The 22,067-nt window shown below is 58.5% G+C and carries 18 protein-coding genes and 5 tRNA genes; 21 read left to right on the top strand and 2 right to left on the bottom strand.

Annotated features, from left to right (window positions below):
- Positions 1 to 3: 3 nt before the first annotated feature.
- Genes DWW03_RS12975 through DWW03_RS12950 form a run of 6 tightly spaced genes read left to right on the top strand, consistent with a single transcriptional unit; the run spans position 4 to position 9,091 of the window.
- Positions 4 to 951 carry a FecR family protein gene (locus DWW03_RS12975; RefSeq protein WP_022061381.1) on the top strand — a complete coding sequence of 316 codons (948 nt, stop codon included), beginning with the start codon at positions 4 to 6 and terminating at the stop codon, positions 949 to 951.
- A 42-nt stretch (positions 952 to 993) separates the two neighbouring features.
- Positions 994 to 4,335 (top strand): SusC/RagA family TonB-linked outer membrane protein, encoded by a 3,342-nt coding sequence (locus tag DWW03_RS12970; protein ID WP_022061382.1) that lies wholly within the window; start codon positions 994 to 996, stop codon positions 4,333 to 4,335.
- Positions 4,336 to 4,356: 21 nt separating this feature from the next.
- On the top strand, positions 4,357 to 5,898 hold the full coding sequence (locus tag DWW03_RS12965; RefSeq protein WP_015548074.1) for a RagB/SusD family nutrient uptake outer membrane protein: 1,542 nt from the start codon (positions 4,357 to 4,359) through the stop codon (positions 5,896 to 5,898).
- 24 nt (positions 5,899 to 5,922) lie between these two features.
- Entirely contained in the window at positions 5,923 to 6,915 is a 993-nt protein-coding gene (locus tag DWW03_RS12960; protein ID WP_022061384.1) for a DUF6528 family protein, read from the top strand.
- Positions 6,916 to 6,934: 19 nt separating this feature from the next.
- Positions 6,935 to 8,230 carry an FISUMP domain-containing protein gene (locus DWW03_RS12955; RefSeq protein WP_015548072.1) on the top strand — a complete coding sequence of 432 codons (1,296 nt, stop codon included), beginning with the start codon at positions 6,935 to 6,937 and terminating at the stop codon, positions 8,228 to 8,230.
- Positions 8,231 to 8,239: 9 nt separating this feature from the next.
- Positions 8,240 to 9,091 carry a sugar phosphate isomerase/epimerase family protein gene (locus DWW03_RS12950; RefSeq protein ID WP_022061385.1) on the top strand — a complete coding sequence of 284 codons (852 nt, stop codon included), beginning with the start codon at positions 8,240 to 8,242 and terminating at the stop codon, positions 9,089 to 9,091.
- 58 nt (positions 9,092 to 9,149) lie between these two features.
- On the opposite strand, the gene DWW03_RS12945 is transcribed toward DWW03_RS12950, so the two are convergent.
- Positions 9,150 to 9,223 (bottom strand) — tRNA-Ile (locus DWW03_RS12945).
- A gap of 169 nt (positions 9,224 to 9,392) precedes the next feature.
- Between DWW03_RS12945 and DWW03_RS12940 the strand changes: the two genes are divergently transcribed.
- From DWW03_RS12940 to DWW03_RS12930, 3 genes are all read left to right on the top strand, one after another.
- Complete coding sequence (locus tag DWW03_RS12940; RefSeq protein WP_015548070.1) at positions 9,393 to 9,659, top strand: type B 50S ribosomal protein L31; 267 nt, start codon at positions 9,393 to 9,395, stop codon at positions 9,657 to 9,659.
- Between the two features lie 176 nt (positions 9,660 to 9,835).
- Positions 9,836 to 10,708: a hypothetical protein gene (locus DWW03_RS12935; RefSeq protein ID WP_022061387.1), complete on the top strand. Its 873-nt coding sequence runs from the start codon at positions 9,836 to 9,838 to the stop codon at positions 10,706 to 10,708.
- Positions 10,709 to 10,857: 149 nt separating this feature from the next.
- Entirely contained in the window at positions 10,858 to 11,772 is a 915-nt protein-coding gene (locus DWW03_RS12930; protein ID WP_022061388.1) for a helix-turn-helix domain-containing protein, read from the top strand.
- Positions 11,773 to 11,943: 171 nt separating this feature from the next.
- On the opposite strand, the gene DWW03_RS12925 is transcribed toward DWW03_RS12930, so the two are convergent.
- Positions 11,944 to 12,465 (bottom strand): GNAT family N-acetyltransferase, encoded by a 522-nt coding sequence (locus DWW03_RS12925; RefSeq protein ID WP_022061389.1) that lies wholly within the window; start codon positions 12,463 to 12,465, stop codon positions 11,944 to 11,946.
- A 428-nt stretch (positions 12,466 to 12,893) separates the two neighbouring features.
- On the opposite strand from DWW03_RS12925, the gene DWW03_RS12920 reads away from it, so the two are divergent.
- The 12 genes from DWW03_RS12920 to rpoB all read left to right on the top strand — a co-directional run bounded on the left by DWW03_RS12920 (position 12,894) and on the right by rpoB (position 22,036).
- A tRNA-Thr gene (locus DWW03_RS12920) sits at positions 12,894 to 12,967 on the top strand.
- Positions 12,968 to 13,249: 282 nt separating this feature from the next.
- Positions 13,250 to 13,332, top strand: a tRNA-Tyr gene (locus DWW03_RS12915).
- Positions 13,333 to 13,419: 87 nt separating this feature from the next.
- A tRNA-Gly gene (locus tag DWW03_RS12910) sits at positions 13,420 to 13,495 on the top strand.
- Between the two features lie 130 nt (positions 13,496 to 13,625).
- On the top strand, positions 13,626 to 14,813 hold the full coding sequence (gene tuf / locus DWW03_RS12905; protein ID WP_015548066.1) for an elongation factor Tu: 1,188 nt from the start codon (positions 13,626 to 13,628) through the stop codon (positions 14,811 to 14,813).
- 131 nt (positions 14,814 to 14,944) lie between these two features.
- A tRNA-Trp gene (locus DWW03_RS12900) sits at positions 14,945 to 15,018 on the top strand.
- 18 nt (positions 15,019 to 15,036) lie between these two features.
- Entirely contained in the window at positions 15,037 to 15,234 is a 198-nt protein-coding gene (gene secE, locus DWW03_RS12895; protein ID WP_015548065.1) for a preprotein translocase subunit SecE, read from the top strand.
- A 14-nt stretch (positions 15,235 to 15,248) separates the two neighbouring features.
- Complete coding sequence (gene nusG, locus DWW03_RS12890) at positions 15,249 to 15,809, top strand: transcription termination/antitermination protein NusG (RefSeq protein WP_015548064.1); 561 nt, start codon at positions 15,249 to 15,251, stop codon at positions 15,807 to 15,809.
- Between the two features lie 16 nt (positions 15,810 to 15,825).
- Positions 15,826 to 16,266 carry a 50S ribosomal protein L11 gene (gene rplK / locus DWW03_RS12885; protein ID WP_015548063.1) on the top strand — a complete coding sequence of 147 codons (441 nt, stop codon included), beginning with the start codon at positions 15,826 to 15,828 and terminating at the stop codon, positions 16,264 to 16,266.
- 11 nt (positions 16,267 to 16,277) lie between these two features.
- The gene (gene rplA, locus DWW03_RS12880) at positions 16,278 to 16,976 is read left to right on the top strand and encodes a 50S ribosomal protein L1 (RefSeq protein ID WP_044054614.1); all 699 of its coding nucleotides are present in this window, start codon (positions 16,278 to 16,280) and stop codon (positions 16,974 to 16,976) included.
- 17 nt (positions 16,977 to 16,993) lie between these two features.
- Complete coding sequence (gene rplJ, locus DWW03_RS12875; RefSeq protein ID WP_015548062.1) at positions 16,994 to 17,518, top strand: 50S ribosomal protein L10; 525 nt, start codon at positions 16,994 to 16,996, stop codon at positions 17,516 to 17,518.
- Positions 17,519 to 17,561: 43 nt separating this feature from the next.
- Complete coding sequence (rplL, locus tag DWW03_RS12870; protein WP_015548061.1) at positions 17,562 to 17,939, top strand: 50S ribosomal protein L7/L12; 378 nt, start codon at positions 17,562 to 17,564, stop codon at positions 17,937 to 17,939.
- 236 nt (positions 17,940 to 18,175) lie between these two features.
- Positions 18,176 to 22,036, top strand: a complete 3,861-nt coding sequence (gene rpoB, locus DWW03_RS12865; protein WP_044054613.1) for a DNA-directed RNA polymerase subunit beta — start codon at positions 18,176 to 18,178, stop codon at positions 22,034 to 22,036.
- Positions 22,037 to 22,067: the final 31 nt, after the last annotated feature.

Raw genomic sequence — 22,067 nt, 5'->3', positions numbered from 1 at the left:
ATCATGCAATATCAGCATACGAAGAGGGAGCCGGAGATGGCGGAACTGATCGAAGGTTCGGAGCGCGACCGCCGCAGGCTGGCGGAGCTGCTGGACGGCATCCGGGTGGGACCCGGAGTCGACGCCATGGCCGACGGAATGCGGGAGGCGGTGTGGGCCGACGTGCGCTCGCGCATCCGCCGCCGGGGAATCCGGATGCGGATCGTCCGCTACGCCGCGGCTGCGGCCGTGATGGCGGGCGTCGTCTGCGGCAGCTGGTTCATGGGCGGACGCCGGACCGAAAGCCGTCTGGTCGCCGCGGCGCAGCCGGTGAGCGTCTCGACGCCTCTGGGCGTGAAGTCCGACGTGGTGCTGCCCGACGGTTCGCGGGTGCGGCTCAACGGCGGCACGCGCATCGTCTATCCCGCGCTGTTCGGCGACGAACGCCGCGTGGAGGTCGACGGCGAGGCCTATTTCGAGGTCGAGCACGACGCCCGCAGGCCCTTCGTCGTCGTCACGGGACAGGTCGTCTCGACGGTGCTCGGAACGACTTTCAACGTGCACGCCTATTCCGAGGACGAGAATTACCAGATCACGCTGGCGACGGGCAGCCTGCTGGTGGACGGCGGTCCCGAGTCGCGGAGCGTGCGGCTGCGTCCCGGCGAGCAGGGATTCTTCGAGAGGACCTCCGGGCTGCTGTCGCTGCGCAGGGTGAACGTCGAGCAGGTGCTCTCGTGGCAGGAGGACAGGCTCTACTTCCGGGCCGAACCCCTGGCGTCGATCGCCCGGAGCCTCGAAAGGCAGTTCAACGTCGACATCACGATCCCCGACGAACGGCTGCGCAGGATCTGTTTCACGGGTGAGTTCGTCGACGGCGAGAACATCCACGAAATCATGCGGATCATCTCGGCCGACAGCCGTATCCTCTGCCGCAGCCGCAAGAACCATTTCGAGCTTTACAGAAACCGATAGAGATTCACGATTTTTTTCACTACAACCTAAATTTCAATCCTTATGAGTAACAATTCTACCAGCAGAAGGTCCTTCCGGGACCTTTTCGGCCAGCGGATGCTGTGCAGACTGAGCGGATTGCTGACCCTGTGTTGGTTCACGGTGGCGGCCCAGGCTCTTTACGCGCAGAATCCCGTGATTTCGTTGACGCTGAAGAACGCCACCGTGCGCGAGGTGATCGAAGCGGTCAAGACGCAGAGCGGCTACTCGTTCTGGTATCGGGAGAGCGAGATCGACCTCCGGAAGCGCGTTTCGGTCGAGGCGCACGATCAGAACGTCCTGAAACTGCTCGACGGCGTGCTCGCCGACCAGGGAATTCTGGCCAAACTCGAAGGCCGCCACATCGTGCTTTACAAATCCGACCCGGCAGGCCGGGGCCGGGAATACCAGCTGAAGGGCCGCGTCGAGACCGAGGCCGGCGATCCGATCGTGGGGGCGAACGTGCTGGTCGAGGGCACGACGAACGGCATGGTGACCAATTCGAAGGGCGAATTCGCCCTGAACGTGACTGCGGGCGCGCGGCTCAGCGTGTCGTTCATCGGCTACGACGCGGCGCAGGTCGAAGTGGGCAACCGGACGCATCTGACCGTGGTGCTGAAGGAGAATAACCAGCTCCTCGACGACGTGGTGGTGATCGGATACGGCGTGCAGAAGAAGGTCAACCTGACCGGCTCGGTCGCCGTGCGCCAGATGTCGGAGATCGAGAACCAGCCCATGACGCACGCCTCGCAGGCGCTCTATTCGATGCCCGGCGTCTACATCAACCAGGCTTCGTCGAAGCCCGGCAGCGACGGCGCGACGATCCGCATACGCGGCGTCGGCACGATGAGCAGTTCCAGCCCCATGGTGCTGGTCGACGGCATGGAGTATTCGCTCAACGAGCTGAATCCCGGCGACATCGAGACGATCTCGGTGCTGAAGGACGCTTCGGCCTCGATCTACGGTTCCAAGGCCGCCAACGGCGTCATCCTCATCACCACGAAGCAGGCCAAGAAGGGCGCACCGGTGGTGAAGTTGAGCGCCAACTTCGGCATTCAGTCGGCGACCTACGTGCCCGACGTGGTGACCGACCCGATTCAGTATATGAACATGCGCAACCAGGCCGAACTGAACGAAGGCAAGCTGACGGTGACCTACAACCGCGACGACATCCTCGAATACGAGGAGGGCATGAAGCACGACAAGTACATCTATCCCGCCTCCGATTGGTACGACCTCTGCTACCAGAACGGTTTTCTCCAGCAGTACAACGCCCGCGTTTCGGGCGGCACGGACAAGATCTCCTACTCGCTGGGCGGCGGTTACATGAACCAGCGCGGCATCATGGTCGCCAACGACGACGCGGAACGCTTCTCGTGGGACATGAAGATCAACGCGCAGGTGACCAAGCGCCTGAAGGTGGGCATCAGCCTGCTGGGCAACCTGCGCTACAACACCGACCCGATCTACGGCGTATCGACGACGGTCAACGTCATCAACCGCGCCCTGCCGATCTTCGGCACGCAGCTGCCCGACGGCAAGTGGCTCTCGACGTGGCTCTCGACCCCCGGGCGCAACAACCCCGAGAATCCGCTCATGGAGCTGCACGAGGGCAACACCAAACGTCAGCTTCACCGCATTCTGGGGCGCATCAACATCGGCTACGACCTGCCGTGGGGCATCAAGTACAACGCCAACCTGGGCTACGTGAAGGTCGACCACTATTCGAAGGACTTCAAGCACGCGATGTACACCTACAATCCCAAAACTCTTGAGCGGAAGAACTTCAGCGCCTACGTTTCGGCCAAGGACTGGGACAACAACGCGATCAACTACACTTTCTACAACACCCTTTCGTGGGGCAAGAGCTTCGGCGGCAACCACAACTTCAACGTGATGGTCGGCACGGAGTACAAGCGTTACGACGGCAAGAACTTCCAGGCCAAGAAACGCGACTACTTCAACAACCAGCTCACCGCCCTGTCGGTCGGCGCCACGATGGAGGATATTTCGGGCGGATCGTCGCTCGAACTGCTCTTCTCCTACTTCGGGCGAATCACCTACGACTACAAGGAGAAATACCTGATCGACGTGACGGCGCGTTACGACGGTTCGTCGAAATTCGCCAAGGGCAACCGATGGGCCTTCTTCCCCGCCGTGTCGGTCGGGTGGCGCATCGACAAGGAGAATTTCATGCAGAACGTCCGGGCGGTCGACGTGCTCAAGCTCCGCGGCTCGGTCGGCGAGATGGGCAACCAGGCCATCGGCAACTACGAGTACCTGATGGCCGTGCTGGCGAACAAGAGCTACAATTACAGCTTCGGCGACGTGCTGTCGGGCGGCGCGGCGATCAAGGATTTCGTCGACGAGAACATCTCGTGGGAGACCACCCGCACCTACAACCTCGGACTGGATTTCGAGGCCTTCGACCACCGCCTGCTGTTCAGCGTCGACCTCTATAAGAAACGCACCGAAGGCATCCTGCGCGACGTGAAGATTCCGGCGCAGATCGGCAACCTGAACGGCCCGAAGCAGAACATCGGCGTGGTGGCCAACGACGGCGTCGAGCTGAACCTCCAGTGGCGGAGCGCGGTCAAGAATTTCCATTACAGCCTCGGCGGCAACTTCTGCTACAACAAGAACATCGTCGTCGACCTCGACGGGCAGGAGTACATCAAGACCTTCAACATCATCCGCGAGGGCGAACCCATCGACGCGTGGTATCTCTACCAGGCCGACGGCTTCTACAACAGTTACGAGGAGATCGCCAATTCGGTGACCGTCGGCAGCGGCGTGAAGCCCGGGTACATCCGCTACAAGAATCTCAACAACGACGACAAGATCGACAACGACGACCGCGCCGTCTGCGGCAACCTCACGCCGAGCATCACCTACGCCTTCAACTTCTCGCTGGGATGGAAGGGACTCGAACTTTCGGCGCAGTTCCAGGGCGTCGCCGACGTGAAGACCTATCTTTCGGGCAACCTCGCAGCCCCGTTCTGGAACGGAGCGGGCGTGCTGAAGGAGTGGGCGACCGACGCGTGGACCCCCGAGAACCACAACTCCCGCCTGCCGATCCTCCACACCGCCACGGGCGCGCCCGAGATGCACGACTACAAGAACACGCAGTGGCTCTACGATGCGTCGTACCTGCGCTGCAAGCAGCTGCAACTCTCGTACACCCTCCCCAAGAGGTGGATTTCGAAGCTCGGAATGAGCCAGTGCCAGATCTTCGTCAACGGCGAGAACCTCTTCACGATCTCCCCGCTGAAGATGTTCGACCCCGAGATCGACCTTTCGTCGACCAACCTGATGCAGTATCCTTCGCTGCGGACGATCAACTTCGGCTTCAACATTACTTTCTAATCGCTTCAAATACGGAAAAACATGAAAAAAACAGTAATCGGATTGATGCTTTGCGGTGCGGCGGCGCTGGCCTCCTGCAACCTCGACACCATTCCCACCGACAAATATACGGTCGAGACGTTCTGGGAAACCGAAGAAGGAACCGAGGCCGCCATGACCGGCTGTTACAACATACTGACCAACAGCGCGCTGTTCGGAGACTCGGCGCCGCTGCTCGAAGAGACCTGCACGCCCAACGCCTATAATTACAACAACGCGGGCGGATACAATGTCATCGCCCAGGGGACCCACACGGCCAACAGCTCGGGCATCATCGCCAACCGCTGGAAAAAGTGCTACGAGGGCATCGGACGCTGCAACACCCATCTCAACCGCCTGCCTGCCGCCGTCGTGGCCGACGACCGCAGGGTGCAGATGGAGGGCGAGGCCAAGTTCCTCCGCGCGCTCTATTACTACATGCTGGTGACCTATTACAACGGCGTGCCGCTGATCCTCGAAGAGCCTGTCTATGCGCACGGTTCGCTGCCCCGCGCCTCGCGCGAGGAGGTGGTGCGGGCGATTCTCGACGATCTGAACGACATCATCGACCGTGAACTGCTCGACTGGCAGTGGACCAAAGCCGCCGACCAGGGGCGCGCCACGCGCGGCGCGGCGATGGCCCTCAAGGCCCGTCTGCTGCTTTTCGAGGCCAGCAAGCTGGTCAACCCCTCGAACGACGCCGCGAAATGGCAGGCTGCGGCCGATGCGGCCAAAGCCGTGATCGAAAAGGAGGCCCAGGCGGGCTACGACCTGTTCGGCGACTACCGGAAACTCTTCCTGCCGGCGAACGAGCACAGCTGCGAGTGCGTCTTCAACATCGAATTCTCGAAGACCAAGAACACGGCCGTCAATTCGTTCAACGTTTACAGCGTCCAGTACCGCAACAACGCACCGCTGCTCGATCTGGTGATGGACTACCGGACGACGACCGACGGTGCGGCCACGATGGGCAAGTACGACAACCTCGATCCGCGTTTCGCGGCGACGAATTTCTATCCCGGGAGCACGTTCCTCGGCAAGGCCAACTGCCCGGCCGGGGAGGTGTGCCAGTTCACGGGCTTCGCACACCGGAAACTCACGATCTACGACGCGCAGAAGCGCGATTCGGACGACAGCAACGGCGAGACCAACTACATGTTCATCCGCTACGCCGACGTGCTGCTGATGTTCGCCGAGGCGCAGAACGAGGTCGACGCCACGCCCTCCGATGCCGTTTACGACGCCGTGAACCGCGTGCGCGGCCGCGTCGGCATGCCCACCTATGCCTACGGTTCGAAGAGCCAGTCCGAAATGCGCGAGATCATCCGCCACGAGCGCCGCGTCGAATTCGCCGGCGAGGGGCTTTATTATAACGACATCCGCCGCTGGATGACCGCCGAGCTGGTGATGAACGCCGTGATTCAGGACTATGCGGGCACGGACATCGCCGTCCGGGCGTTCGACCCCGACCGCGACTACTGGTGGCCCGTTCCGGCGGACCAGATCCTGCTGAACAAGAAACTCGAACAGAATCCCAATTATTAATCCGACAACCGCTAACTGGCAATTATGAAAAAATATCTGTGGATACTGGCTGCCGCATTTCTCCTTCAGGCTTGCAGCAAAGACGAGGAGGAGGGACCTTACGTTCCCTGGCGGCCGGGCGACGACAAGGAGGAGACGATCGACCTGGACAAGGCCACGAAGGTGATGATTCTGACCGAGCAGGCCAAGAACCGGATCGTGATGATCGACCAGCCGACGGGAAAGGTCGCCTGGGAGTGGACGGCCGCCGACAGCGGGCTTTCGGCTGCGGAACAGGCGTGGTTCGATCTGCCCGACGAGGCCAAACCGGTCTACAACCGTACGTGCGTGCTCGTCACGGCTTCGGGCGGCGGCGTGGCGCTGATCCGCATTGCGGACAAGAAGGCGATGTTCTACGCCAAGCCGGGCGGAAACCCCCACTCGGCCGAGGTGCTGCCCGACGGGAATGTCGTCGTGGCGTCGAGCACGGGCAACCTGTTGAGCGTCTACGTGTACAATGGCGCCGACAGCTACGTTTCCAGACCCGCCTTCACCATGCCGGTCCATTCGGCCCACAACGTGGTCTGGGACCGGAAGCGCGGCTGCCTCTGGACGGCGACGGGCGCCCAGCTGCTCAAGCTCGCCTACAACGGGAAGCGTACGGCTCCGGAACTGACGCAGGTGCGCTCTTACGATATGGCGGCGGGGAATACCGATGCCCACGACCTGGCGCCCGTCTGCGGGGAGGATGCGATGTATGTATCGACGAATCAGCATGTCTACAAGTTCGACTGTGCGGCGGAGAAGTTCCTCGACGTGCAGATCTTCCAGCAGAACACCATCAAGAGCATTTCGACGGGTCCGGAGGGGTATTCCACGATCGTCATGCGCCCCACGTCGGGCGGGAGCAACTGGTGGTCGGCCGAGGTGTGCGACATGAAGGGCAACCGGCTGTTCAACCGCGCGGGCTACCAGATTTACAAGGCCCGCTGGTATGTGGAGAATCCGTTCGGGTATCCCGAGGTTCACACTTTGTAAAACTTAAAATGCAAAAACGATGAAAAACATCCGAAAATACATGATGGCCGCGGCATGCATGACCGCCGCTGCGGCGCTGGTCGCCTGCACCGAGGCCGTGAAACGCGACACCGAGGAGGAAATCCAGGAGATGACCGTTCCCAAGAAACCCGGACCGATCACGAAGGTGCCGGCAACGCTCACCTGCAACGGCGGCGAAGAGTTCACCTTCTCGGTTTCGAAGGTTCAGTGGGCCGAGACCTACGAATGGACGATCGCCGAGCAGGAGAAGTCGAAAATCTCGATCATCGACGGTCAGGGAACCAACGTCATCACCGTTAGGGTGGTCAACGACGACGTGGTGATTCCCGCCCAGTCGGTGTCGGTGGTGGCCAAAAACGAACTGGGTGCGAGCAAGGTGCGCGAGTATTTCGCGGCGATCACCGTGTCGGTCCCCATCGAGCTGCCGGGCTATACGATCAAGAAGTACGGCAAACGCTGGTGGATGACCGAGAACTGCCACGAAGCGGGCGAGGACGGCAATCTGGGCGTTGCGCCCGACCTGACGGCTTTCTCGGTTGCGGGGTTGGAGGCGTCGCATTTGCAGCGGTTGAACGACGCAAAGGGCCGTTACTACACCTGGTATGAGGCGATGACCGGCATATCGGGCTGTACGGCGGAGCAGTGTCCCTATGTGCAGAATTACGAAGGGGTGGACGACGTGGGCAACGCCTTCAAACTCGACGGTACGGAGGAGGGCGAGTTCGGCGTCCAGATACGCGGCTGCTGTCCCGAAGGCTGGCACGTGGCCAACGCCAACGACTGGTGGGACATGCTGATGGCTATCAAAAGCGAGTATGCCATTCCCGACGATTTCGCGCAGGGCGGATACACCTTCTCCGGCGGCCACGACGGGAAACCCGAGAATGCCATTACGAAGGCCGGATTCTACAAGTCGGGCTGCACGGTCAAGAATACGGGCAACGTCGGCGCATGGCTGCGCGGCGGCAACGGCCGTATCGTTGACGGCGGTATTTGGAATCAGGCGAATATGACGCTCACGGACGCCGGGGAACCCCTCCTGCAATTCGTCGACGGGGCCGAAAGCATCGGTTTCGGCTGGTATCCGCTGGGCTATCAGAAGGCCGACGGCAGTTTCAACAGCGGCGCGCTGGGCAAATGGGGCTACGTGTGGTTCATCGGGCAGACCAACGCCTCGACGGCCCGTTCGCTGGTCATCAGCGGTACGAGTCTGAACCTTCAGACCAAGACCAATCAGGAGGCGGCCAAGGATATTTATCTGAACGTCCGCTGCGTGAAAAACTACACCAAATAACCGGAAGCGATGAAAAAAAGAATTCTGTTTACGGCAGCGGCGCTGGTGTGCGCCGCCAACCTGACGGCCCAGTGTCTCGGCGTCGGAAGCTCGACCAGCAGCATGAGCCCCGAGGAGATGGCCGCCGCCGCGAAGGCCGGCGTGGAGTATGTCGAAATCGGCATCAGCGGCCGCGGGACCGTGGCTGAAATCCGCGAGAAGGCGCTGCACGCCAAACGCATGGCCGACGAGGCCGGTCTGAAGGTCTGGTCGTGCCACCTCCCGTTCTCCCGCAAGCTGGACATCTCGGTGCTGAACGACAGCGCCCGCATGGCCAACCTCGAATTCCTGACCGAAATGATCGCGATCTGCGGCGAAGTGGGACCGGAGAAACTGGTGCTGCATCCCAGTTCCGAACCGATTGCGGACGGGGAGCGCGAGCAGCGTATCCGGAACAGCATCGCTTCGATCGGCATATTGCGCAGGGAGGCGGCGCGGATCGGCGCGCAGCTGTGCATCGAGGATCTGCCCCGCACGTGCCTCGGGCGGAACTCGGCCGAGTTGCTGCGCATCATCGCCCCTTATCCCGAGGTGAAAATCTGTTTCGACACGAACCACCTGCTTTCGGAGGACCTGCTGCACTTCGTCGAGGCGTGCGGCGACCGGATTGCGACCGTCCATGTCTCGGATTACGACATGGTCGATGAGCGTCACTGGCTTCCGGGCAAGGGTCGGATCGACTGGCCCGCGCTGTACGGGGCGCTGATGAAGGCCGGTTACAAGGGCGTCTTCATGTACGAACTGAAACGCGGCGAGGGATCGTTCGGCGAAATGGTCGCCATCTACGAAAAGCTGGCCTCCGACGCGGCGAAGCTGGAATAACGCCGCTCCCGAAGAGTGCGAAAAAAGAGGTTACGGCAATTCGTAACCTCTTTTTCTGTGGGCCCAGAGGGGCATGATCCCACGACCTTCGGATTATGAGTCCGCTGCTCTGACCAACTGAGCTATGGGCCCGGTCCTGCGCCCCGGGGGCGCTTTCGTGGCGCAAAGATAGAAAAAGTATTCAGATTGCGCAACCCCGAGGTGCTTCGGGTGCGAAAAAATTTGCACGCGGGCTTGTTTGTTGCGAATTAATTCGTACCTTTGTCGCGCTTAAGCATTAATTAAAAACAAAAACAACGAAATGAAAAAGGGTATTCATCCGGAGAATTATCGTTTGGTGGCGTTCAAGGACATGTCCAACGACGTCGTGTTTTTGTGTCGGTCCGCCGTTTCGACAAAAGAGACCATCGAAGTGAACGGCGAAACCTATCCCGTGTATAAGATGGAAATTTCCAACACCTCGCACCCGTTCTACACGGGTAAGATGAAGTTGGTTGACACCGCTGGTCGCGTCGATAAGTTTATGAGCCGTTACGCAAAACGCTACGATAAGAAGAATGCGAAGTAAAACTGCTTGCGCATTTACGAAATAACGGGCTGCAACCGAGGGTTGCGGCCCGTTGTTTTTCATTCCCCGCAGGGAATTTCCGGTCTTTGTGAAAAAATCCGTACAAGATTTTATTTTTATGCATATATTTGCGCCTGAAGGCAAACAAGACCGTAAACCCTTAAAGAGTCGGAGCCATGAAAAACAAGATGAAGCATATAGCAACCGCCGCGGCGCTGGGCGTCGTTGCACTCCTTGCCTCCTGCGTGAGCAGGCAGGTTGCCGTCGAGGCCGAGAGCCGGAGCGATTCGCTGGAGTTGGTCGTCAGCGCGAAGGACTCGCTGATCAATGCCGTGTTCGCGGACATCAACGCCATCTCGGAGAACCTCGCGCTGATCAAGTCGCGCGAGAACCTGATCACCGTGGCTGGGGAGTCGGAGGGAGGCCGCCGTCCCGTCGAGGAGATCGACAACGACATCAAGGCCATCGACCGGCTGCTGCGGGAGAACCGCGCGAAGATCGAGTCGCTGCAACGTTCGGCGGCCCAGCTGCGCAAGGCCAATCTGCGTATCGACGGTCTGGAGAAGATGATCGCCGACATGAACAGGCAGCTGGCGGAGAAGAAGGCCGAGGTGGAGCAGCTGCGCGAGAGTCTCGTCCGGATGGGCGACGAGGTGAAGAGCCTGACCGAGGAGGTGGCTGTCCGCAGCGCCGAGGTCGAGAACCTGAGCGGCGAGAAGGTCGAGTTGCAGAACCAGCTCAACACGGTCTATTACATCGTGGGGGCCGAGAAGGAGTTGCGCGACGCGCAGATCATCAACAAGCAGGGATTCATCGGACGGACGCTGACCGTCGGACGGAACAGCAATTTCGACAGCTTCACGATGACCGATTCGCGCCTGCTGTCGGAGGTCCCTGTCGGACAGAAGAAGGCGACGCTCGTCACTTCGCATCCCGAGGGGTCGTACGAACTGGTGACCGACGCGAACAAGGTCGTCGAGAAACTGATCATCACCGATCCCGTGCGGTTCTGGGAGTCTTCGAAAATTCTGATCATTAGTTGCAAATAGGCGGTTCGTCCGCCGTTACAACGCTTTTCAGAGTCCCTGCCGGTCGCGGCGGGGACTTTTTTTGACATCACGGGAGCTGATTTGTTTGCTTTTCCTGATTTTTTTGTATTTTTGTTCGTAAAATCACATCACACAGATCAAATAAGTTTATGGATTATCAACCCCAACCGCAGTTTGAGGAGTCGGCATTGAAGGAGAGTTGTTCTGCGGATTGTAGTAGTTGTCCTACGTTTCCGGCGCCGTTCCGCCGCATCGGCGATTCGACCTATTGTCGGTTTTCACAGCTTACGTTTGCAGCCGGAGAAGGGGTGACGTTCCCCGCGGACCGCATGGTGCGCATCCTTTTCGTGATGTCGGGATCGTTGAGGCTGGAACACGGAAACGACACGGTGCGTCTGGTTACGTCGAAACAGTGCGTGTGTCTCGCCCGCAGCGAACGCTTCGTGGTGACGGCTCAGGACGACGAGACGCATGTGGTCGTGCTGTCGCTCATCCATCGGATCGAATTCTGCGAGCAGGACATTTTCGACAAGGTGATGCCCTACGACTCGGTCGTTCCGACCGAATCGGTCCCCATGCTTTCGATGCATCCGGCGATAGAACGCCTTTTGAGCACATTCTTTACGATCCGCCAGATGTTCAACTGCGTCCGCTACCACCGGATGAAGGCCACCGAGCTTTTTATGATGATCAAGGTGCTCTACACGCCGACCGAACATGCCTACTTCTTCCAGTCGATGATTCAGCCGCAGGACAATTTCCGCGTCTTCGTCTGCAACAATTACGACAAGGCACAGGGCGTCGCCGAGCTGGCTTCGCTGGCGGGCATGAGCCTCTCGGTTTTCAAACGCCGCTTCGCCGAGCATTTCAACGACAGCGTTTACCACTGGATGATGCGCCAGAAGGCGCTGAAGGTCTTCACCGACATCCGCGACGGCGAGGACAGCACCAAGGCGCTGATGAACAAGTACGGGTTCCGTCACTACACGCAGTTCAGTCGTTTCTGCAAGAATTACCTTCAGGCGACGCCCGCGCAGCTGATCAACTCGATCAAGAAGAAATAGGGCCGCCGGCCGCCACGGATAAAAAGGATGAAAAGGAGGCCTCTCCGCAGGTCTCCTTTTTTCGATGCGACGCCGGATGAACCGCGCACGGCGTCATCGGGCCGGTCGCGGCGTAGGGCATCGGGCCGGATCGGATTTGCGGGTGACGCCGGGGCGGATGCCATCTGGTTTTCAGCGTTCCAGCACGTAGACGTTCAGGTCGATCCACTCTCCGTCGGAGAGCTGTTCGCCTTGTGCCTCGACATGGCTGCGGAGGAAGCCGAGACGCTGCGGAATGCGGTTGCTCGGGAGGTTGCCCGTGCCGCAGCGGATCTCGACACGCCGCATGCCCATCTCCCCGAACGCAAGGTCGCAGAGCGTCCGCACGGCGGCCGCCATGATCCCCTTGCCCTGCTGTTCCTCGCGCAGCCAGTAGCCGATCTCGACGCTGCGCCTGGCGGCGTCGGCCGATTTGAAGCCGATCAGTCCCGCAAAGGCGTTGCCGCTGCGGAGCGTGAAGACCGGATTGGCCGTGTCGGCGAGCATTCCGGCCACCACCTGCCGGGTCTGCTCGATCCGGTGCGTGTCGGCCACGAACGGGAGCCAGCGGCCCAGGTAGCGGCGTTGGGTGTCGATCGAGGCGAAGATGTCCGGTGCGTCCTCCGTGCGGAGCCGCCGGAGCGCGTAAGGGCCGAAGAGGGGGATGGTTTCCATAGTGCGTGAATTCGTAGCGGTAAAGATACGAAAAAGCGGGACGGTTTCAAAGCCGGATGGCGCTCGATTCGGCAAAACGCGCCGAACGATAAAGGCGGCAGGCCCTTGGCGCCGAAGATCGGGAAAAAGCGCGCATTCGGGTTTGCATATAAAAATAGGTGTCGAAGGCCCGGGATCCTGCCGCCCGGGAGCTGCCGGGACGCCGTCCGGGTGGCGGGGTGACATAGTTGGCCCGGGGAGGTAATATTTTTTGCGGTAGCTGTTGCGTTATCCAAAACTTTTCCTATCTTTGCACCCGATTTCGCCCCTGAAGTCAGGACGATCGGGCGCGGTTCTTTGAGAAGAGTGAAAAAGTAGAAAATTTATTCCGAATAATTTGCGCGATAAATTTTTTATGCCTACTTTTGCAATCCAAAACGGTGAATACTGCCGATGTAGCTCAGTTGGCCAGAGCAGCTGATTTGTAATCAGCTGGTCGGGGGTTCGAATCCCTCCATCGGCTCGGAAAGCCGACGCGAGGGAAGCGAAATGAAGTTACAAAACCGCGTTAGCGGCACAGATGAAAAAGATTGGCGGCACAGGCTTGCCTGACGCAGACAAGGTTTTTCAGATGTGAGGTTTCGAAGAAACTTTTGTAACGGAAGCAGCGACCGGGCGCCGGTAGAACGAAAGCCTCCCCAAAGCGGGATCGGCGAAGTGGAACGAGGCGCAGCCGAGTGAAACGAGCCAATTCCTCCGGGAAAGACGAGCGAAGCGAATTCCTCACGGGAGAGGAGCAAAACAAGGGAAGTTACCAGAGTGGCCAAATGGGGCAGACTGTAAATCTGCTGGCGTACGCCTTCGGTGGTTCGAATCCATCACTTCCCACAAAAAAGAGTGCCGGTTGGAGTTGCAGGCCCGGCGCCGTCGAGAGACGGTGTGAGGGAGGGGATAACTCTGATACGGTCTGTTTTTGCGGAAGTAGCTCAGTTGATAGAGCATCAGCCTTCCAAGCTGAGGGTCGCGAGTTTGAGCCTCGTCTTCCGCTCCAATGCGCAGCAGCGTGTGATACGAACGCCTCCGTTCAGCGATGATGGGGAGTTTGTGTCGCTCGCTTGTTCTGCGAAATGAATTTTAAAACTTTGGGACAATTTTTAACAATACTTTAAATACTTAATACTATGGCAAAAGAAAAATTCGACCGGTCGAAACCGCACGTAAACATCGGTACCATCGGTCACGTTGACCACGGTAAGACCACCCTTACCGCTGCTATCACGACTGTTTTGGCAAAGAACGGTCTGTCGGAACTCCGTTCGTTCGACTCGATCGACAACGCTCCCGAGGAGAAAGAGCGTGGTATCACGATCAACACCTCGCACGTTGAGTACCAGACGGCCAACCGCCACTACGCTCACGTAGACTGCCCGGGCCACGCCGACTATGTGAAGAACATGGTTACCGGTGCCGCTCAGATGGACGGCGCCATTCTGGTCGTTGCCGCTACGGACGGTCCGATGCCCCAGACCAACGAGCACGTGCTGCTCGCCCGTCAGGTGAACGTACCGCGCATCGTCGTTTTCCTGAACAAGTGCGACATGGTGGACGATCCCGAAATGCTCGACCTGGTCGAGATGGAGGTTCGCGACCTGCTTTCCAAGTATGAGTACGATGGCGACAACGCTCCCATCATCCGCGGTTCCGCACTCGGCGGCCTGAACGGCGAGCCGAAGTGGGAGGAGAAGATCATGGAGCTGATGGCTGCCGTTGACGAATATATCCCCGTTCCTCCGCGTGAGAACGAGAAGCCGTTCCTGATGCCTGTCGAGGACGTGTTCTCGATCACCGGCCGCGGTACCGTCGTAACGGGCCGTATCGAAACCGGTGTCATCCACGTAGGCGATCCCGTCGAGATCGTAGGTCTTGAGGAGAAGACCCTCACGTCGACCTGCACGGGCGTCGAGATGTTCCGCAAGCTGCTCGACGAGGGCGAGGCCGGCGACAACGTAGGTCTGCTGCTCCGCGGTATCGACAAGAAGGAGGTTAAGCGCGGTATGGTAGTCGCCAAGCCGGGTTCGATCACTCCGCACACCGAGTTCGAGGCCGAGGTCTACATCCTGAAGAAAGAGGAGGGTGGCCGTCACACGCCGTTCCACAACAACTATCGTCCCCAGTTCTACCTGCGTACGATGGACGTAACGGGTGAGGTTCACCTGCCCGCAGGCGTCGACATGGTTATGCCGGGCGACCACGTGACCATCACCGTGAAGCTGATCTACCCCGTAGCTATCAACGAAGGTCTGCGTTTCGCAATCCGCGAGGGTGGCCGTACGGTAGGTGCAGGTCAGATCCTGAAGATCGTGAAGTAGTTCAGGCGCGAGAGCCATCGGAAGGTTGCTTGCGAATGGCCGAGCGACGCCGACTACTGTCGCCTGCGGTTTTCGGGCGACGAAATAATAGACAGAAAGCAGTACGGGTTACTGTACTCTTTCTGTCACATAGGAGCATAGTTCAAGGGTAGAATAGCGGTCTCCAAAACCGTTGATGGGAGTTCGAATCTCTCTGCTCCTGCCAAGAGTAAAAGACGAAGATATGTTCAAATACGTTAAAGAATCTTACAACGAGCTTGTAAACAAGGTAACGTGGCCTACGTTTCCGCAGCTCCAGAGTTCTACGATCGTCGTGATGGTGGCTTCGGTCATCTTTGCCGTGGTCGTTCTGGCGATGGACGTGACGTTCGAGAACGTGATGGCAGGCATTTACAAGACCCTGGGCGGTCTTGGCCGTTAATTGTTTGCTGAACGATGAGCGAGATTAAGAAACAGTGGTATGTCGTCCGCGCAATCGGTGGCAAGGAGGGGAAGGTCAAAGAGTATATCGAGGCTGAAATCCGCCACAACCACCTTGAGGACTACATTTCCCAGGTGCTGATCCCTACCGAAAAAGTCTATACCATCCGCAACGGAAAGAAGGTCTCCAAGGAGAAGGTCTCTTATCCGGGCTACGTGCTGGTGGAGGCTGCGTTCGTAGGGCAGATTCCGATTATAATTCGCAATACCCCCAACGTGCTGGGTTTCCTCGGCGACACCAAAGAGGACAGCCGCAAGATGAACGCCACGCCTCTGCGTCCGCAGGAGGTAGCGCGTATTCTCGGCCGCGTCGACGAACTGAACGCACAGGAGGAGGAGAACGAAATACCCTTCTTTGTCGGCGAGACCGTCAAGGTTACGGACGGTCCTTTCTCGAGCTTCCAAGGTACTATCGAGGCAGTCGACAACGAGCGCAAGAAACTCACGGTATCGGTGAAGATATTCGGGCGCAAAACTCCTATGGAGTTGAGTTTCACCCAAGTAGAAAAAGAATAATTAACCAAGGAAAACTATGGCAAAAGAGGTTGCTGCATTTATTAAATTGCAGATCAAAGGTGGTGCCGCCAATCCTTCGCCCCCGGTTGGTCCCGCATTGGGTTCTAAGGGAGTCAATATCATGGACTTCTGCAAGCAATTCAATGCTCGTACGCAGGACAAGGCGGGAAAGGTTCTTCCGGTCATCATCACGGTTTACAGCGATAAGTCGTTCGACTTTGTTGTAAAACAGCCGCCCGTAGCTATCCAGCTCAAGGAAGCAGCTAAAGTGCAGAAAGGTTCCGCGCAGCCCAACCGCGACAAGGTCGGTCAGGTGACGTGGGATCAGATCCGCGAAATCGCGCAGGACAAAATGCCCGATATGAACTGCTTCACGCTGGAATCCGCTATGCGCATGGTTGCCGGTACTGCCCGCAGTATGGGTATCAGTGTCGTCGGAGAATTTCCTAATATGTAATTGCGAAGAAGATGAGTAAGTTGACAAAAAATCAAAAGATCGCCTACGCTAAGGTGGAAGCCGGTAAGGCTTACAAGCTCTCGGAGGCTGCCGCTCTTCTGAAGGAAATTACGTTCACGAAATTCGACGCTTCGGTGGATATCGACGTGCGTCTGGGAGTCGATCCCCGCAAGGCGAACCAGATGGTCCGCGGCGTGGTGACGCTTCCCCACGGAACCGGTAAGACGGTGCGCGTGCTGGTGCTGTGTACTCCCGAAAAGGAGGCCGAGGCACAGGCTGCAGGCGCGGACTATGTAGGTCTGGACGAGTATGTTGACAAGATCAAGGCCGGCTGGACCGACGTTGACGTGATCATCTGTACTCCCAATGTGATGGGTAAAGTCGGTGCGCTGGGCCGTATTCTGGGTCCCCGCGGACTGATGCCGAACCCCAAGACCGGTACGGTTACGATGGAAGTCGGCAAGGCCGTCCAGGAGGTGAAAGCCGGTAAGATCGACTTCAAGGTCGACAAATTCGGTATCATCCACACGACGGTAGGCAAGGTTTCGTTCTCGGCAGATCAGATCGTGGACAACGCGAAAGAGGTGCTGAATATGATTCTCAAGCTGAAACCGGCTGCTGCCAAAGGTTCTTACGTGAAGAGTATTTATCTCTCGACCACCATGAGCCCCGGCGTGCAGATTGATTCCAAATCAGTAGAAACCAAATAAGAAGGAGGAGAGAAGAGATGACTAAGGAAGAAAAACTGGTTGTAATTGACAGCCTTGCCGAGCAGCTCCAGGCTTATCCTCACTTCTATATCGCCGACATCGAGTCGCTGAACGCAGAGCAGACCGCTGCCCTGCGCCGCAAGTGCTTCGAGAGCGACGTGAAGCTGGTGGTCGTTAAGAACACCCTCTTGGGCAAAGCCCTTGAGAAGGTGGAGAAGGCCGATGCTGATCTGGTAAAAGTATTGGAGGGTCCTACCTCGATTATGTTCACCAACGTTGCGAAAGCTCCCGCTGTTTTGATCAAGGAGTTCCGCAAGAAGTCGGAGAAGCCCGTCCTGAAGGCGGCTTTCGCCGAAGGATGCGTTTACGTGGGTGACGATCAGCTGGACGCTCTGTGTAACATCAAGTCGAAGGAAGAGCTTATCGCCGACATCGTCGCACTGCTCCAGTCCCCGGCCAAGAATGTTATCTCTGCATTGCAGGCTAATGCAGGCCAAAAGATTGCGGGCCTCGTGAAGACGCTCGAATCGAGAAACAACTAATTTCACAAACAAGAATCAAAAACAAATTAATAAGCTTACAACTATGGCAGACGTAAAGAAACTTGCTGAAGAACTGGTAAACCTGAAGGTTACCGAGGTAAACGAACTCGCACAGATCCTCAAGGAGGAGTATGGCATTGAGCCGGCTGCTGCCGCTGTTGCCGTTGCAGCTCCCGCTGCAGGCGCAGGCGAGGCTGCTGCCGCCGAGAAGACGTCGTTCGACGTTATCCTGAAGGCTGCAGGTCAGGCCAAGCTCCAGGTTATCAAGGTAGTGAAGGACATCGCAGGTCTTTCGCTGGGCGATGCTAAGGCACTTGTTGACGGTGCTCCCAAGGCCGTTAAGGAGGGTGTTTCCAAGGAGGAGGCTGAGCAGATCAAAGGCCAGCTCGAGGAAGCAGGTGCTGAAGTTGAGCTCAAGTAGCATTGCTGCTTAAGCGTCAATAGAAGACGAACAGGTATAGGGCTTACCGGTGTGTAAGCTCTATGCCTTTTCTTGGTCTAAAGACCGGAAGTGCCGATCAGGAGCTGTGTCCGGTTTTTGGAATATAGGATGCTCCCGGGGCCTGCAAGGCCTTCATACGGGAGCATTGCCGGGATAATGACCCGCACATTTTGGGGAGCGTAACCCATTACACTTCAACTAATTTGGATTTTACGATGTCCGCAGCAAAAACACAACAAAGAATTAGCTTTTCGACAGTAAAGAACCGGGTTCCGTACCCGGATTTGCTGGAGGTACAGCTTAAATCATTCCGGGACTTTTTCCAGATGGACACCACGGCCGAAAACCGTAAGAACGAGGGCCTTTACAAGGTCTTCCAGGAAAATTTCCCCATCACGGATACCCGGAACAATTTCGTTCTGGAGTTTATCGACTACTATATCGACCCGCCCCGTTACTCGATCGAGGAGTGCCTGGAGCGCGGTTTGACGTACAGCGTTCCGCTGAAAGCCAAGCTGAAGCTCTACTGCACGGACGACGAACACGAAGATTTCGGTGTTGTCGTTCAGGACGTGTACTTCGGTACGATCCCCTATATGACCGAACGCGGTACGTTCGTCATCAACGGTGCGGAGCGTGTCATCGTATCCCAGCTGCACCGTTCGCCCGGCGTGTTCTTCGGACAGAGCATGCACACGAACGGCACCAAGCTCTACTCGGCGCGAATCATTCCTTTCAAGGGTTCGTGGATCGAGTTCGCTACGGACATCAACAACGTGATGTATGCGTACATCGACCGTAAGAAGAAACTGCCCGTCACGACGCTGCTGCGCGCCATCGGCTACGAGGCCGACCAGCAGATCCTGGAAATCTTCGACCTGGCGGACGAGGTGAAGGTCAACAAGGCCAACCTCAAGAAGGCCGTGGGCCGCAAGCTGGCCGCGAGGGTGCTCTCGACGTGGGTCGAGGACTTCGTGGACGAGGACACGGGCGAGGTGGTTTCCATCGAACGAAACAACGTGATCGTGGACCGCGAGACGGTTCTCGAGGAGGAGCATGTGGACCAAATCCTCGAAAGCGGCGCCAAGACGATTCTGCTGCACAAGGAGAACCTCTCGGGCATCGACTTCTCGATCATCTACAATACGCTGCAAAAAGACCCGTGCAACTCCGAGAAGGAGGCCGTGGTTTATATTTACAGGCAGCTGCGCGCTTCGGAGCCGCCCGATGAGGCTACGGCGCGCGACGTCATCGAGAAGCTGTTCTTCTCGGACAAACGCTATGACCTGGGCGATGTGGGCCGTTACCGCATCAACAAGAAGCTGGATCTGGACACCGATCCGGCCATCCGCACGCTGACGCGCGAGGACATCATCGCCATCATCAAATACCTGATCCAGCTGATCAACTCGAAGGCCGACGTCGATGACATCGACCACCTGTCGAACCGCCGCGTCCGCACGGTGGGCGAGCAGCTGTCGAATCAGTTCTCGGTCGGTTTCGTGCGCATGGCGCGTACGATCCGCGAGCGCATGAACGTGCGTGACAACGAGGTGTTCACGCCGGTGGACCTGATCAACGCCAAGACCCTTTCGTCGGTGATCAACTCCTTCTTCGGAACCTCGCAGCTCTCGCAGTTCATGGACCAGATCAACCCGCTGGCCGAAATCACGCACAAACGCCGTCTGTCGGCCCTCGGTCCCGGCGGTCTGTCGCGTGACCGCGCCGGTTTCGAGGTGCGGGACGTGCACTACACGCACTACGGACGCCTTTGCCCGATCGAGTCGCCGGAAGGCCCGAACATCGGTCTGATCTCGTCGCTGTGCGTCTATGCGAAGATCTCCCCGATGGGCTTCATCGAGACGCCTTACCGCCGCGTGGAGAACGGCAAGGTCGATATGGACAATTCGCACATCCACTACTATTCGGCCGAGGAGGAGGAAGACCTGGTCGCCGCACAGGCGAACACCCCGATCGACGGGGAGGGCAATTTCCTGGAGCCGGATCGCATCAAGGCGCGTGAAGGCGCCGATTTCCCCGTGGTCACGGCCAGCGAAGTGGACCTGATGGACGTGGCTCCGAACCAGATTGCCTCGATCGCCGCGAGCCTTATCCCGTTCCTGGAGCACGACGACGCCAACCGTGCGCTGATGGGTTCGAACATGATGCGCCAGGCCGTGCCCCTGGTGACTTCGGAAGCCCCGATCGTCGGCACGGGTATCGAGAAGGACATGATCTCCGACAGCCGCATCCAGATCGTTGCCGAGGGCGACGGCGAGGTGGTTTTCGCCGATGCGACGAAGATTCAGATCAAATACGAGCGTACGGAGGACGAGATCCTCGCGTCGTTCGCTCCGGAGGTGACGACCTACACGCTGCCGCGCTACCGTCGCACCAACCAGAATACCTCGGTGACGCTGAAGCCCATCGTGCTGACGGGCGACAAGGTGACGAAGGGGCAGATTCTGACCGAAGGCTACTCGACGCAGCACGGCGAGCTGGCCCTGGGCCGCAACCTCAAGGTGGCGTTCATGCCCTGGAAGGGTTACAACTTCGAGGACGCCATCGTGATCTCGGAGCGTATCCAGCGTGAGGACATCTTCACCTCGGTGCACGTCGACGAATATATCATGGAGGTTCGCGACACCAAGCGCGGTGTCGAGGAGCTTACGTCGGACATTCCCAACGTCTCGGAGGACGCCACGAAGGACCTCGACGCCAACGGTATCGTCCGTGTCGGCGCCAATATCCACCCGGGCGACATCCTGATCGGCAAGATCACCCCGAAGGGCGAGAGCGATCCGTCGCCCGAGGAGAAGCTGCTCCGCGCGATCTTCGGCGACAAGGCCGGCGACGTGAAGGACGCCTCTTTGAAGGCCCAGCCGTCGCTGCACGGCGTGGTGATCGACACCCGTCTTTACAGCCGCGCCAACAAGGAGGGTAAAAAGAGCAAGAGCGCCGAGAAGGCCCAGCTGGACAAGCTCGACGAGAAGTTCGCAGCCGAAATCGCGGAACTTACGAAGCGTCTGGTCGGCAAACTGTGGACGCTGCTTCAGGGCAAGACCTCCACGGGCGTTACGGACTACTTCGGGGTGGAACTCTATCCCGCGGGGACGAAATTCTCGCAGAAGATGCTGGAGGAGATCGCCCGCAAGTCGACGGACGAGAAGACCGGCGTGGTGATGGGGTATCTGAACCTCGGGTCGTGCAACTGGACGGGCGACGCCCACACCGATGCGCTCATCGAGGCCACCATCAACAATTACACCATCGAGTGGAAGAAGGCCGACGCCGCCATCAAGCGCGAGAAGTACAACATCACCAACGGCGACGAGCTTCCGCAGACGGGCGTCATCCAGATGGCCAAGGTCTACATCGCCAAGAAGCGTAAGCTGAAGGTGGGCGACAAGATGGCCGGACGCCACGGTAACAAGGGTATCGTGGCCCGTATCGTGCGCGACGAGGACATGCCGTTCCTCGAGGACGGAACGATCGTCGACATCTGCCTGAACCCGCTGGGCGTGCCTTCGCGAATGAACCTCGGCCAGATTTACGAGACCGTGCTCGGATGGGCCGGCCGCGAGCTGGGCTTGAAGTTCGCCACGCCGATTTTCGACGGCGCTTCGCTCGACCAGATCAACGAATACACCGCGCAGGCGGGTATCCCGCACAGCGGCCGTACGTACCTCTACGACGGCGGAACGGGCGAGATGTTCGACCAGCCGGCTACGGTGGGCGTGATTTACATGCTCAAGCTGGGCCACATGATCGACGACAAGATGCACGCGCGTTCGATCGGTCCCTACTCGCTCATCACGCAGCAGCCGCTCGGCGGTAAGGCGCAGTTCGGCGGTCAGCGTTTCGGTGAGATGGAGGTCTGGGCGCTCGAAGGCTTCGGCGCCGCCAACATCCTGCAGGAGATTCTGACGATCAAGTCCGACGACGTGATGGGCCGCGCCAAGGCGTACGAGGCCATCGTCAAGGGCGAGAATCTGCCCAAACCGGGTATTCCCGAGGCGATGAACGTGCTGCTGCACGAGCTTCGCGGTCTGGCTCTGTCGGTGAAACTCGAGTAAGGTGTATTTTAGAGGAAAAGAAAAACGAGAA

Source organism: Alistipes sp. AF14-19, assembly GCF_003461645.1.
GTDB classification, from domain to species: Bacteria; Bacteroidota; Bacteroidia; order Bacteroidales; family Rikenellaceae; genus Alistipes; species Alistipes shahii.
The sequence above is the reverse complement of the archived record's forward strand: the minus strand, read 5'-3'. Positions and strand labels throughout refer to the sequence as shown.

Coding starts and splice junctions, on each gene's coding strand:
- DWW03_RS12975 (WP_022061381.1), top strand. CDS start 4: ATGCAATATCAGCATACGAAGAGGGAGCCGGAGATGGCGGAACTGATC.
- DWW03_RS12970 (WP_022061382.1), top strand. CDS start 994: ATGAGTAACAATTCTACCAGCAGAAGGTCCTTCCGGGACCTTTTCGGC.
- DWW03_RS12965 (WP_015548074.1), top strand. CDS start 4,357: ATGAAAAAAACAGTAATCGGATTGATGCTTTGCGGTGCGGCGGCGCTG.
- DWW03_RS12960 (WP_022061384.1), top strand. CDS start 5,923: ATGAAAAAATATCTGTGGATACTGGCTGCCGCATTTCTCCTTCAGGCT.
- DWW03_RS12955 (WP_015548072.1), top strand. CDS start 6,935: ATGAAAAACATCCGAAAATACATGATGGCCGCGGCATGCATGACCGCC.
- DWW03_RS12950 (WP_022061385.1), top strand. CDS start 8,240: ATGAAAAAAAGAATTCTGTTTACGGCAGCGGCGCTGGTGTGCGCCGCC.
- DWW03_RS12940 (WP_015548070.1), top strand. CDS start 9,393: ATGAAAAAGGGTATTCATCCGGAGAATTATCGTTTGGTGGCGTTCAAG.
- DWW03_RS12935 (WP_022061387.1), top strand. CDS start 9,836: ATGAAAAACAAGATGAAGCATATAGCAACCGCCGCGGCGCTGGGCGTC.
- DWW03_RS12930 (WP_022061388.1), top strand. CDS start 10,858: ATGGATTATCAACCCCAACCGCAGTTTGAGGAGTCGGCATTGAAGGAG.
- DWW03_RS12925 (WP_022061389.1), bottom strand. CDS start 12,465: ATGGAAACCATCCCCCTCTTCGGCCCTTACGCGCTCCGGCGGCTCCGC.
- tuf (WP_015548066.1), top strand. CDS start 13,626: ATGGCAAAAGAAAAATTCGACCGGTCGAAACCGCACGTAAACATCGGT.
- secE (WP_015548065.1), top strand. CDS start 15,037: ATGTTCAAATACGTTAAAGAATCTTACAACGAGCTTGTAAACAAGGTA.
- nusG (WP_015548064.1), top strand. CDS start 15,249: ATGAGCGAGATTAAGAAACAGTGGTATGTCGTCCGCGCAATCGGTGGC.
- rplK (WP_015548063.1), top strand. CDS start 15,826: ATGGCAAAAGAGGTTGCTGCATTTATTAAATTGCAGATCAAAGGTGGT.
- rplA (WP_044054614.1), top strand. CDS start 16,278: ATGAGTAAGTTGACAAAAAATCAAAAGATCGCCTACGCTAAGGTGGAA.
- rplJ (WP_015548062.1), top strand. CDS start 16,994: ATGACTAAGGAAGAAAAACTGGTTGTAATTGACAGCCTTGCCGAGCAG.
- rplL (WP_015548061.1), top strand. CDS start 17,562: ATGGCAGACGTAAAGAAACTTGCTGAAGAACTGGTAAACCTGAAGGTT.
- rpoB (WP_044054613.1), top strand. CDS start 18,176: ATGTCCGCAGCAAAAACACAACAAAGAATTAGCTTTTCGACAGTAAAG.